The sequence below is a fragment of the Lonsdalea quercina subsp. quercina genome (assembly GCF_000688695.1).
Lineage (GTDB): Bacteria > Pseudomonadota > Gammaproteobacteria > Enterobacterales > Enterobacteriaceae > Lonsdalea > Lonsdalea quercina_D.
In genome coordinates, this window is sequence record NZ_JIBQ01000015.1 from 233,193 (window position 1) to 245,953 (window position 12,761).

Here is a 12,761-nt window from a genome sequence, read left to right on the forward strand (position 1 = left end):
TATATCCGCATCGCAAATACTGCGCGGGGGACGAGACGAGATAGCACTGCTACCGATAGCAAAAAGGCATCCTGGAGTGACCCAGAATGCCTTTATTCTCGAAAGCGGGGGATTAGAACGCGCTGGTATCTTTAAACAGTCCAACTTTCAGGTCGCTCGCCGTATAGATGAGGCGACCGTCGACCAGAACTTCACCGTCTGCGATACCCATGATCAGCTTGCGATTAATAACACGCTTGAAATGGATGCGATAGGTGACTTTTTTGGCCTCAGGACGAACCTGACCGGTGAATTTGACTTCGCCAACACCCAATGCACGGCCCTTACCTTCTCCGCCTAACCAGCCGAGGTAGAAGCCCACCAATTGCCACATGGCATCAAGTCCCAGGCAGCCTGGCATAACCGGGTCGCCGATGAAATGGCAGCCGAAGAACCACAGGTCGGGATTGATATCCAGCTCGGCTTCGACGTAGCCTTTATTATGCTCGCCGCCATCTTCGGTCATCTTGATGACACGATCCATCATCAGCATATTGCCAGAGGGCAACTGCGGGCCCTGTTGGCCAAACAGTTCACCGCGTCCGCTGGCGTAAAGATCTTCTTTCGAATAGGATTCGCGTTTATCTACCATGTTTCTTTAAGTCCTGTTTTTGTGAAGCGAGCAGGTTAGCGTACACGTGTACGCTGAGCAAGCCTGTTACCGCTGGACATACCAGTTCCGCTATCGGAAAAACCAAGGGAAGCGACGGCGTTCCTGCGGTGTTAAAAGAGCGATACGCTCACGAATCGCAGCCAACAAGCTGGGGCGATGTTCTTCATCGTAAGCAACCTGTGTCAGCAGCGTAACCGCTTCTGCGACAGAGGATACCGGATAGAGGTGAAATTGCGCATTTTTCACTGCTTCAACCACGTCCGGCCGTAAACAGAGATGGCGCTGATTCGTTGCGGGGATGATAACGCCCTGCTGGCCGGTCAGGCCGCGACGCTGACACACGTCGAAGAAGCCTTCAATCTTTTCGTTGACGCCGCCGATGGATTGAACATGTCCAAACTGATCCACCGAGCCGGTAACGGCCAGTTGCTGATTGATAGGCTGAAGGGCCAGTGCGCTGATCAGGGCGCAAAGCTCCGCAAGAGAAGCGCTATCTCCGTCCACCTCACTGTAAGATTGCTCGAAAACGATAGAGGCAGAGAACGGCAGCTGCTGTTCCAACTGTAGTTCAGAAATCAAAAAAGCCTGCATAATCATCATGCCTTTGGCATGCAGGTTGCCACCCAGTTCGGCCTTGCGCTCGACATCCGTCAGTTCGCCATCGCCCGGGTGTACTACGCAGCTGATGCGGGTCGGTTCACCAATCATCATCGGGTAACCCGGATATTCCAGCACGGAAAGTCCGTTGACCTGACCGACGACGGCGCCGTCGGTTTCAATCAGAATCTGACCAAGCTCGATATCATCCTGCAGCCGTTCATACAGGTAACTATCGCGCCAGCGGCGAGTGGTTTCGGCATCGTTAATTGCCTGCGCGGAGAGCGTTTCCTGCTGTGCATAGAGAGACGCATGCTTCAACTGGTGAGTCAGCCATTTAGGACACAGCGGCAGACAGCCCTGATCGTCACTGTGACGGACAGCGTGGGTGACCAGTGCGCTCCAACCGTCTTCCGCCAGCAGAGGAAGTTGATTCTCCCGGCACAGCGCGTTGATGTAAGCACACCAGCGCACCATGTCTTCAGGCGCGATCAGCGATAGCTGAGCTTCAAACTCGCCATAAATAGCGTCTCCGCTGAGCTCCGGCTCCATATCGTGGATGTCGGCCAGACTTTCGCGATCGCCCACGACGATCAGACGAAGGTCGACTGGCATTGGCGGCACGTCTAACGGTAGCGGGCGGCGTTCATCAGGTGAAAGCCACGAGTACTGCCCTGCAACTATCGTCTGCTTCAAGCGAAGCCACATCAGCGGCTGCGCCAGCAGCGTGCGTGCGGAGAGAATCAATACGCCGCCGTTGACGTGATGGATCAGACCGGGCTGTAGCTCGATATCGTCCTGAAACACGCGGACGCAACCGAATAGCGCTTCCGGCTCAATCCATTCCTGATATCCACACCGTACTTTGGCCGCGAAATTATCATCCTGACGCAGGGCTGGCTGAACGCTGATACGACGACCGGAAATCTGATACAAGCTGCCGTAAAAGGCTTTTTCCATTGACGTATTTGCGTTGACGGCTCGGGCGATCAGCCGCAGGTAGTCATCACTCTCCTGCGCTTTTAACAACATAAAGCGAGAAGGGGAGCGGGACTGGCAAAAGAGTGTCAGCGCATTGGCCAAACGGGGCTGGATCGCTGAAAACTCAGCGGGCGCCAGCTGCGCTGCCTGAGAGAATAACGTCTGATACGGGGTAAGATCAGGCAACAGTTGCTGCCATTCGAGTCGGTTGTTGGTCAAAGTATCTACAGCACTCGTCAAAAGGGAAAGCGGGATTATACAAAAATAATGCCTGATGCACATGAGAGCCTGCGTCTTGCAGACAGACGACAAAGGCAGAATAGCGATTCTGGCTGAAAAATGGACAGTAAAAAGTTTGCCTGAAATAGGAAACTCAGGCCACAATGGAGATATGTCGGGCACGTTACACGGTCACTGAAGACTTTATTATGAAATACCAGCAATTAGAAAATCTTGAGTGCGGCTGGAAATGGAAGTATCTGGTCAAAAAGCACCGTGAAGGCGAGTCCATTACGCGCTTTATTGAGCAGAGTGCGGCCGATGAAGCGGTCAACTCGCTATTGCGGATGGAAGACCAGCCAGCGAAAGTGCTTCAGTGGATTGACGCGTACCTCAATCCCGCGCTGGAAAATCGGATGAAGCAAACCATTCGCGCTCGGCGTAAACGGCATTTCAATGCTGAACATCAGCATACCCGCAAGAAATCCATCGACCTTGAGTATCTGGTTTGGCAGCGTTTGGCAGGGCTGGCGCATCGCCGCGGCTGTACGCTGTCGGAAACCATTGTCCAACTGATCGAAGACGCTGAGCATAAAGAGAAATATGCCACTCAGATGTCGTCGTTAAAACAGGATTTGCAGGCCATGCTCAACAATAAGTCCGACCGCTGAGGAGCCGGTGATTAACCGATTTGGTTGACCCGCTCAATCAGCGTCAGGATTTCCCGGTCCGAAAATACCTCTATCCCTTTCGATCTTAACAGTTCGGCAGTGACGCCACGGCCTGCAACGGTTTCTCCGTTAAAATGACCGTTATAGATAGTCTGGCTGCCGCAGGAGGGACTGCCATCCGTGAGCAGCGCGAATCGACATTGATGCTCTCGAGCCATTTCCAGCGCCAGCCAGGCGCCCAAAATATAGTGTTCTGTGACGTCGCCTCCTGTTTCTTCAACAACTCGCGCACCTGACGTGATGACTTCGTGATGGCTGCGAGTTGGAATAATTTCCGCCGAAGGGCGTGGTGTGGAAAATCCTGCCGCCAGCTCAGGACAAAATACGACCAGACGCTGTTCACGTTGCCACTGGCCGAGATAGCGCCGAACCGTGCTTTTGTCTGAGCCGTTATAGCGAACGGGAAAACCTGCGAGGCAGGCGCTGATCAAAATCTTATTCATCACAGAGATCTTTTAGCGTCGAGGGATAAGGGGGCCGTTAAAGACGAGTCTCACGAAATAGCAGGGGAATAATAAACATGCTGATAAGGCGAAGGGAAATGATTAGAAGAAAGAGAACATCAGGACAACGGGAAAACTGAGTGGCCAGGTCAGGCCGATCAAAACCGCGCAAAGCAGGCGTATCAACATCGAGCGGTCTTTACTGACGAAGAAAGTGAAAACCAGAGACAGAGCAAATCCAACGAAATAAATAGTTTTCATCATTTCCCACAGATGATGGTGAGCCACTTTGTTCTCTTCCTTATAGTTGCAGGCGGCGCGTAGTTTAAGGCGTTGCCAATTTGTGATCAATCCTTTAACACAATGGGGAAGCGTTGAACGTTTGCCCGGCCCGATTAATGATAGTGCCAAATTGATGGGAATTCTGATGAGTCAGTCGAAAAAAAAGATTTACTTATGGCTGGCGGTTCGAGCCGATGGACGCGGTGAATCGCGCTAATTCAAGACATTAAATTAACTCGATTAACAGAGCATGAGGCGGAAAAGGGCTTTACACCGCTCTGTGAGACCAAAACGGGACGCGCTCGGCGACCTGAATACCAGTCGAATAATTGTGACGGTAATATTAATTTTTAGTGACTATATGGACTTAACCGACTTGCTGGAATAGGTTGGTTTTTTATCCTGTTTAAAAGGGAATAAAATGAACGATATATCAAGTCTATCGCTAAAAATCGCTCACGAACTTAAAGAACGAATCAAAGAAGCGGCCGCGGCAAATGGGGTTACGATCAGTGCGGAAGTCAGTGATCGATTACTGAGAAGCTTTGAACCGGAATTGTCAGATACCCAACAAGCCAGCGCCATTGATAATCAGCATACGGAAGAGCGGGTAGAGCAGCCGTTGTCAGCGAAAGAATTGAAAAAATTGCGGCAGTTAATTAAGGAAAAAAACAAAGGTTCTGTCAAAAAGAAATAAAACCGATTTTATGCCTGCCTGTGACAAGGGAGGCATACATTGACCTTCCTCACTCCTTTTCTTCCGAGATTATCGTCTGTCATCTACGACGTCACACCTCTTGCTTAATGTGATCTACCGGGTTATTTGCCGACACAACTTTAAAATTCACGCTGGAGTTGCCGATAGAAGCACTGAAAGGTTCTCATTAAACGGGAGGAGATATGCCGCTCGGTACTTTGAAGGAAACATTACTGTTTGGGGAAGACGCTGGCGCAGCGAGCCATCGATATGAAATCTACAAATCAGATTCCCGGGGCGGTTTTTTTGCAATGATTTATACGCTGAAATCACTGCGTATAGATCATCAGGTATTCTTGGCATGGAACATCGAAGAAACCTGTTTGCCTTTACGCGCTTCATATATTCCCAACGCGCGCATGGAGTGTGAGGCGCATTGGAAAAATACGTTTGAGCTGGCCGAAGGAAAGACATTGAGAGCCGTGTGACTGAATAGATAAATCCGGAGCACAGAAGCAAGCCAGCGACCTGCTTCTGTGTGGATGCTTTACTTCATTTCTGTCTCAAGCTGACGCGTTATCTCGCGCCTGATTCGCTTTTCTCTCTGCTAGCCATGCATATCCGGCGCGGGCAAAGATGCGCGGTATCGCAGCCAGCGAAGGCTATCGATCAAAATAAATATCGCTGCGCTGATCCCCATCACCGGCAGAAAAAGGCCGATCCCTAATGCGGCAATGGCAATCAAGACTTGTGATGTTAGCGATAAAGATAGAAAGGCGTCTGTCACTGACTGTAGTGGGTTTTGGGAAACCGAGCCGCGCGGACGGCGTATCCACCACAGGCAATACCCCCACACAATCATCGAGCACAGCCCTATGCCGAAAAATGCCAGCAATAGCTGATTAGGCAAACCGAACAACACGCCCATGTGAATATCGACGCCCCACCGGGTTAGCTTTGCCGCCAGCGGGAAATGGTTAAACTCGACCTTGCTAACGACCTGACCTGAGTCGGGATCCACCGCTACGGCATCGGCTTGGGTGGGCCAGGTTCTTTCCATTTCAGTGACCGTCCAGGCGCGATGTGGTTTTGACGTCGGGCGAATTTCGATTTTTGCGGCTTCAATGCCCGCGGCACGTGCTGATGCTAATACCCGATCAACGCGAGCGGGATCGACAGGCGTCATATCCGGCATATCCATCATCATATGATGAGCGTGCTCGCTTTGCGGGGATGACTCAGCGGGTCCTGAAAGTTGCGTGGCGACCGCAGGCGTTTGCCAGCCCAGGGCGTACCGCAGTTGCGATACATTGTCTCCCGCCCACCGCGACCAAGTAAGCCCCGTCGCAGAAAAAAAGAGTAACCCTGCGAGCAAGGCCAACCCTGTGACCGAATGGCAGCGCCGTAATCGGCGACGCGCGCTGCGTGCGGCATTGGGCTTTTCTGCGGCGGTGACGCGCGGCTGACGTCCTGTCCACCACAGGTAAGCGCCGCCCAGCGCCGCAATCCATAGCCATGAGGCCGCCAGCTCGCTGTAATTTCTGCCCACGCTCCCCAGCAACAGGCTGCGATGCAGGTTATCCAGCCAGAGACGGAAGGGCAAAATTCCGCTGGTGCCGTAAACGGTCAAATCGCCTTTGACCGCTAACGAAACTGGGTCGATAAAAATGGATCGGCTTTCCGAAGGTCCTAGATCAGGAGACGAAAACATCACGCGAGTCGTCTCGCCGGCAAGCGGGGCGGGCCTGATCGCGGATAGCGTCGTATCTTTGCTATCGCCGAGTGCGTGCATCGCCGCGGCAACCTGTAAAGACAGCGGTTGTGGCGTGCCTTCGGTCTCGGTGTAGAGCGCATGCGCATAGAGCTGATTTTCGAGCTGAGGCGTCATTACGTACAGCGTGCCGGTTAATGCGGCGATAAAAATAAACGGGCCGACGAACAGGCCAATATAAAAGTGTATCCGCAGGAAAAACGACCTTAGCCCGGAAGATGCTAGGTGGTAATCCTGTTCGGGGCTCGGGAGTTTCTCCCCGTTTTTGGCAGCAGTCATAGGGTTTCCGCAAAGAAAATGAAAACAGGCGCGCAGAATCGATGTTTCAGATATGTGAGCGCGCGGTGAGCGAATTCACTGCGAAAGAGCACGGTGGTGCGCGAGCTAACTGGGAGGGGTAATGCGCATCAGAAATGCGCTGCGGCCATTCGGTTTTCAGTGTTCGCGCGGTGTGCCAGTGCGTTCGCGGCATCAGATCATTGCTGGGCGGTTGCAGCGCGGGAAGATGCAAAAACAGTACGCAATAGCCGCACGCACTGTGTCCCTGCGCTACATCATGGCTTGCGGGAGAGGGCGAAGGGGCATGCTCGTGCATTGACGTAGCTACACCGACATGCCTGTGATGAAGCTCTGTCTGATTCCGGGCGTCATGACATCGCGCCAGAAGTTGGGCAACCACTGGAGAGATAAAAATGATGATGACGGCAAAAATACCGAGCCAATATGGCCCGCTTTTTCGCCTTAACTCGAACAGTGACATAGCGCGCTTAAGCATAGAGCATATTTTGATGGCGTGACTGTAGCGTATTTAGGGAAAAAAACGTCACACAAATGTGTTTTATAGGTGTTATGACGTTCCTGTCACTCGCGATTTTTCAAATAGAAAGACTTTGCTTGTGTCGGCCGTGATTGCGCTTGCTCAAGACCAAATCTAAGAGGAGAATCCCTGCTTTTACGCCTAACGGACTATTCCTAGGCGAAATCCCTACAATTTCCGTTATGGTAGTGCCCTGTCATGGAATGACGGCTTGATAATGAATCAGGCGCATGCAGCGCTTTTAGGAATGAGATAGCAGCGGTCAGTGAGAATCGACGTTCTAATGTCCGAAAAATGGCAACGCGAATCACCGACGCCCGTTTAAATCGGGATTAAATGACGAATAGAGATAGCCGTTGTTTAAACGCTGACCTATCATAATGAACCAAATCTTTATGAAGTTGTCGGATAGCTAACTTATCCATTAATATGGATTTTAGTTGATTGAAGCACACATACAGGGGGAGATGTGCTGGTTAATAAATTTAAGGTTAAACAGCGAGTCAACAATCTTCGCTTGCTCTCAGCCGCTGTAATGCTGTCGTTGACGTCTTTGCCTGCGTGGGCATTTTCCATTGATGATGTCGCGCAACAAGCGGAAAAACTGGCAGCAAAGGGGTTTGAAGCACCGAAAAGTAATCTGCCCGATCAATTCCGCGACATGAAGTTCGCTGACTATCAGCAGATTCGTTTCAATCAGGATAAATCATACTGGAACGCAACGCCTACCCCATTCAAGCTGCAGTTCTATCATCAGGGGATGTACTTCGATATCCCTGTCAAAATCAATGAAGTTACCGCTACCTCGGTAAAAGAAATCAAATATTCGCCTGACTACTTTAATTTTGGTTCAGTCAACCACGATCCTGATGCGGTGAAAAACCTTGGGTTCGCCGGTTTTAAAATTCTGTACCCCATCAATCAGGCGGATAAAAACGACGAGATCGTCAGCATGCTGGGCGCGAGCTACTTCCGCGTCATTGGCAAAGGGCAGACTTATGGTCTGTCGGCTCGTGGACTGGCTATCGATACGGCACTGCCGTCCGGTGAAGAATTCCCGCGTTTCCGTGAATTCTGGATCGAGCGTCCTAAACCGAATGACAAGCATCTGGTCATTTTCGCGCTGCTGGATTCGCCGCGTTCCACGGGCGCTTACCGCTTCACCGTGTACCCGGGACGCGATAGCGTCGTAGACGTCCAGGCCAAAGTTTACCTGCGTGACAATGTCGGCAAGCTGGGTATTGCGCCGCTGACCAGTATGTTCCTGTTTGGGCCTAACCAGCCGTCTCCGACGCTGAATTACCGTCCGAACCTGCATGACTCAAATGGCCTTTCTATTCATGCCGGCAACGGTGAATGGATCTGGCGTCCGCTGAACAATCCGAAACATTTGTCCGTCAGCACCTATACTGTCGAGAACCCCAAAGGGTTTGGTCTGTTGCAGCGCGGTCGCGATTTCACCGACTATGAAGATCTGGACGATCGTTACGATCAGCGTCCGAGTGGTTGGGTTGAGCCTAAGGGCGACTGGGGCAAAGGCAAGGTTGAGCTGGTAGAAATCCCGACGGCGGATGAAACCAATGACAACATCGTTTCTTTCTGGACGCCGGACACGTTGCCGGAAAAAGGCAAGCCGCTGGATGTGAAATACCGTCTGCATTTCACAACGGATGAAGATGCATTGCACTCTCCTGAAATTGCCTATGTCAAACAGACCATGCGTTCTACGGGGGACGTAAAACAGTCGAACCTGATCCGTCAGCCGGATGGGACGATTGCTTTCCTGGTGGATTTCGTCGGTTCGCAGATGAAAGACATGGATCCGAATACGCCGGTCGCGCCTCAGGTCAGCATCGGTGATAACGGTGAAATTGTTGAAAACAGCGTGCGTTACAACCCTGTGACCAAAGGCTGGCGTTTGACAATCCGTCTGCGCGTGAAGGACAGCAAAAAGCCAACGGAAATGCGTGCAGCGTTGGTGAATGGCGAGACTACTTTGACTGAAACATGGAGCTATCAGTTGCCTGCCAATGAATAAGTCAACTTCCTCTCTCGACTATGTCGAGAAATTGCCTCTGCCTGCTGAGCAGGCAGAGGCGTTGCGTGAATCCCTCCCGCATTCAACGACTCCCACGAACCCCTCTGAAGTACATCAGGCTTTAGCCAATGGTGATACGGTGAATCTTCGGTCCGAAGATGATTTACCCTTAATCTCCGTGAAGCGGCGCCTGGAAATGGGCTGGGGAGACACTCCGTCTCAGGAAAAACAGCTGCTCAACGATCGGGAAGGGCGCACAGCGATACAGGCGATGCCGAAAATCAAACGCGCCGTCATGTTTCCTGATGCCTGGCAAACCAACCCGCTTGTGCGCTGGTGGCATGGCATTTTGGGGCAATCGACTGCGCCTCGTCGACGCCGAATCACCGCGCAAGAAAATAAGGAAGAGAGCCGGTGGCGTACCGTGGGTACGATTCGTCGCTATATCCTCCTGATTTTGACGCTGTTTCAAACGACGATTGCCACTTGGTACATGAAGACCATCCTGCCGTATCAAGGATGGGCGCTGATCGATCCGTTCGAGATGGCGCACCAGGATTGGCTGCGCTCGGTTATGCAGCTGCTGCCTTATGTGCTGCAAAGCGGCATTCTGATTTTATTCGCCATCTTGTTCTGCTGGGTCTCCGCGGGCTTCTGGACCGCGCTCATGGGATTCCTGCAGTTGCTGATCGGTAAGGATAAATACAGTATCTCTTCCAGCACGGTCGGCAATGAAGCCCTCAATCCCGAACATCGCACTGCGTTAATCATGCCGATTTGTAATGAGGACGTGGAGCGCGTGTTTGCCGGTTTGCGGGCGACATACGAGTCTGTTGAAGCGACGGGTCAACTGGCGCATTTCGACATGTATGTGTTGAGTGACAGCAACGATCCCGATATCTGCATCGCAGAGCAAAAAGCGTGGATGGATTTGTGTCGTGACGTCGGGGGAGAAGGCCATATCTTCTATCGCCGTCGTCGCCGTCGCGTAAAACGGAAAAGCGGCAACATCGATGATTTCTGCCGTCGCTGGGGTAGTCAGTATAGCTATATGGTGGTGCTGGACGCCGACAGCGTAATGAGCGGAGACTGTTTGACTAATCTGGTCAGACTGATGGAAGCGAATCCGAATGCCGGGATTATCCAGTCATCGCCGAGAGCATCCGGCATGGACACTCTGTATGCGCGCTGTCAGCAGTTTGCGACCAGGGTCTATGGGCCGTTGTTTACAGCCGGGCTGCATTTCTGGCAGTTAGGGGAGTCTCATTACTGGGGCCACAATGCCATCATCCGTGTGAAACCCTTCATTGAGCACTGCGCGCTGGCGCCGTTGCCGGGAGAAGGCTCTTTCGCCGGGTCGATCTTGTCTCATGACTTTGTCGAAGCCGCGCTAATGCGTAGAGCCGGCTGGGGCGTCTGGATCGCTTACGATCTTCCCGGCAGTTATGAAGAGCTGCCGCCGAACCTGCTGGATGAATTGAAGCGTGACCGCCGCTGGTGTCATGGCAACCTGATGAACTTCCGGTTGTTCCTGGTCAAAGGCATGCATCCGGTGCATCGTGCCGTGTTCCTGACCGGGGTGATGTCATACCTCTCCGCGCCGTTATGGTTTATGTTCCTGGCCTTATCGACCGCGTTGCAGGTGGTGCACACGCTGATGGAGCCTCAGTACTTCTTGCAGCCCCGGCAGTTGTTCCCGGTCTGGCCGCAGTGGCGACCTGAGCTGGCCATCGCGCTGTTTTCTACCACGCTGGTCTTGCTGTTCCTGCCGAAATTGCTGAGCGTCATTTTGGCCTGTGCCAAAGGGGCGAAGCCCTACGGTGGAGTCATCCGGGTATTCATTTCACTGCTGCTGGAAATGCTGTTCTCCGTCTTGCTGGCGCCGGTCAGAATGCTGTTCCACACGGTATTCGTCGTCAGTGCTTTCCTGGGCTGGTCGGTACAGTGGAACTCGCCGCAGCGTGATGATGATGCAACCTCGTGGGGCGAAGCATTCACCCGCCATGGTTCTCAACTGGTGCTGGGACTGGTCTGGGCGCTGGGGATGGCTTGGCTGGATCTCCGCTTCTTGTGGTGGCTGGCGCCGATCGTCTTCTCGTTGATTCTGTCTCCTTGGGTTTCGGTGTACTCCAGCCGCGCCAATCTTGGGCTGGCCTGCAAACGTGCGAAGCTGCTGCTGATCCCTGAAGAGTACAATCCGCCGCGCGAACTGGTGGCGACGGATGAGTATTTCCGCCTCAATCGCGAACGCAAGCTGAACGACGGATTCATGCATGCGGTCTTTGACCCGACGATTAATGCGTTAGCGAGCGGAATGGCGACAGCTCGACACGGCTTCAGCCAGCCTATCGAAGATGTGCGTAAACAGCGCGTGGCGGAGGCCTTGAGCCTCAAACCGCAAGAGGTTGAAAGTCACCAACGACTGGCGCTGCTTAGCGACCCGGTAACGATCTCGCGGTTGCATTATCATGTGTGGCAGGAGCCAGAACGTTACAATAATTGGGCTGAGTACTATCAGACCCTATCGGCTCCGCCGGTGAAATCGTAATGTGACTCTGCTGAGCGCTTAGGATCGATATAGGTAAAACGCCCGATGGATATCATCGGGCGTTTTTTTTCACGCTTAAATTTTCTCCCGGCAAAACATGATATGAAAAAGGGACGGTAGTTAAAGCCCATCTCGCATAGGGAATATGCCTTGGGTGGTGAGCACCACGCCGAGCCTGAGTGTTTCACCGCTATCGACTTTTCGATACAGTGCCGTCTGTTCGCAAAATATCTTTATCTGAATACAGAATGTCGTAGGAAAAATACATTCTGGTCTGCGCGATATTGTATGGGCCCGGTAGAACGCAAGATGTGGCCATTCGCAGATATTCAGGTACGAAAAAAATGTCGCGGACGGAGGAGGCTAAGAGACGAGTGTGACGTGGGTTGAAAGCATCGAATGTAAGCCCGATTTTAGGGGGTGTCATAAAGCCGCCTTCTATGTAGGCGGCGTCTATTCGCGTTGCGCGGGATAGGAAGAGATGCGGAGCGTCTATCCGTGGTGGATGTGAAGTGGTCAACTAAAACTGGCCACCGCTTTAGAGTTTTTCCAGTATCGGTTTTCCGATTCGTTTGGTGGTAACCCTCCGTTATAGTCGTGTGGCCTGAGCGCACTGTAATACCCAACGATATAGTCCGTTATTGCACTGGTAGCATCGCTGAAGCTTGTGTAACCAGTCACCGGCACCCACTCGTTCTTCAGGCTTCTGAAGAAGCGCTCCATCGGACTATTATCCCAGCAGTTTCCACGACGACTCATACTCTGCCTGATCCGGTACCGCCACAGTGACTGCCGGAACTGCCTGCTTGTGTAATGGCTGCCCTGATCGCTGTGGAACATCACTCCGGCTGGTTTGCCGCGAACTTCCCACGCCATTTCCAGCGCTTTGATGGTCAGTCTGCTGTCCGGTGAGAACGACATTGCCCAGCCCACCGGTTTCCTCGCGAACAGGTCGAGAACAACGGCGAGGTATGCCCAGCGCTTA

12 protein-coding genes are annotated in these 12,761 nt (G+C 52.5%); 5 read left to right on the forward strand and 7 right to left on the reverse strand.

The annotated features are described in order from the left end of the window. Positions 1–112 precede the first annotated feature (112 nt). Together fabA and SB13_RS14885 are read right to left on the reverse strand one after the other, a co-directional pair. Positions 113–631, reverse strand: a complete 519-nt coding sequence (gene fabA / locus SB13_RS14880) for a bifunctional 3-hydroxydecanoyl-ACP dehydratase/trans-2-decenoyl-ACP isomerase (RefSeq protein WP_026741114.1) — start codon at positions 629–631, stop codon at positions 113–115. A 90-nt stretch (positions 632–721) separates the two neighbouring features. Then, a complete protein-coding gene (locus tag SB13_RS14885; protein ID WP_026741115.1) occupies positions 722–2,449 on the reverse strand; it encodes an AAA family ATPase in 1,728 nt (575 codons plus the stop codon). Between the two features lie 209 nt (positions 2,450–2,658). Between SB13_RS14885 and matP the strand changes: the two genes are divergently transcribed. Further along, positions 2,659–3,120, forward strand: coding sequence for a macrodomain Ter protein MatP (gene matP, locus SB13_RS14890; RefSeq protein ID WP_026741116.1), 462 nt, complete (start codon positions 2,659–2,661; stop codon positions 3,118–3,120). 11 nt (positions 3,121–3,131) lie between these two features. Here the strand turns inward: matP and SB13_RS14895 are convergent, their stop codons facing one another. Next, on the reverse strand, positions 3,132–3,623 hold the full coding sequence (locus SB13_RS14895) for a 2-thiouracil desulfurase family protein (RefSeq protein WP_081821866.1): 492 nt from the start codon (positions 3,621–3,623) through the stop codon (positions 3,132–3,134). Between the two features lie 102 nt (positions 3,624–3,725). Continuing rightward, the gene (locus SB13_RS14900) at positions 3,726–3,911 is read right to left on the reverse strand and encodes a GhoT/OrtT family toxin (protein WP_026741118.1); all 186 of its coding nucleotides are present in this window, start codon (positions 3,909–3,911) and stop codon (positions 3,726–3,728) included. A 415-nt stretch (positions 3,912–4,326) separates the two neighbouring features. Between SB13_RS14900 and SB13_RS14905 the strand changes: the two genes are divergently transcribed. Together SB13_RS14905 and SB13_RS14910 are read left to right on the forward strand one after the other, a co-directional pair. Further along, positions 4,327–4,602 (forward strand): hypothetical protein, encoded by a 276-nt coding sequence (locus tag SB13_RS14905; RefSeq protein ID WP_026741119.1) that lies wholly within the window; start codon positions 4,327–4,329, stop codon positions 4,600–4,602. 203 nt (positions 4,603–4,805) lie between these two features. After that, positions 4,806–5,090 (forward strand): hypothetical protein, encoded by a 285-nt coding sequence (locus tag SB13_RS14910; protein ID WP_026741120.1) that lies wholly within the window; start codon positions 4,806–4,808, stop codon positions 5,088–5,090. Between the two features lie 119 nt (positions 5,091–5,209). Here the strand turns inward: SB13_RS14910 and SB13_RS14915 are convergent, their stop codons facing one another. Together SB13_RS14915 and SB13_RS18190 are read right to left on the reverse strand one after the other, a co-directional pair. Next, the gene (locus tag SB13_RS14915; protein WP_026741121.1) at positions 5,210–6,652 is read right to left on the reverse strand and encodes a PepSY-associated TM helix domain-containing protein; all 1,443 of its coding nucleotides are present in this window, start codon (positions 6,650–6,652) and stop codon (positions 5,210–5,212) included. Between the two features lie 46 nt (positions 6,653–6,698). Beyond that, positions 6,699–7,148, reverse strand: a complete 450-nt coding sequence (locus tag SB13_RS18190; protein WP_072000315.1) for a DUF2946 domain-containing protein — start codon at positions 7,146–7,148, stop codon at positions 6,699–6,701. Between the two features lie 511 nt (positions 7,149–7,659). On the opposite strand from SB13_RS18190, the gene SB13_RS14920 reads away from it, so the two are divergent. Both SB13_RS14920 and mdoH read left to right on the forward strand, forming a co-directional pair. After that, positions 7,660–9,228: a glucan biosynthesis protein G gene (locus tag SB13_RS14920; RefSeq protein WP_026741122.1), complete on the forward strand. Its 1,569-nt coding sequence runs from the start codon at positions 7,660–7,662 to the stop codon at positions 9,226–9,228. Then, positions 9,221–11,776 (forward strand): glucans biosynthesis glucosyltransferase MdoH, encoded by a 2,556-nt coding sequence (gene mdoH / locus SB13_RS14925; protein ID WP_026741123.1) that lies wholly within the window; start codon positions 9,221–9,223, stop codon positions 11,774–11,776. The genes SB13_RS14920 and mdoH overlap by 8 nt, the downstream gene beginning before the upstream one ends. A gap of 516 nt (positions 11,777–12,292) precedes the next feature. On the opposite strand, the gene SB13_RS14930 is transcribed toward mdoH, so the two are convergent. Then, on the reverse strand, positions 12,293–12,761 hold a 469-nt coding region (locus SB13_RS14930; RefSeq protein ID WP_026741124.1), incomplete at its 5' end, for an IS3 family transposase.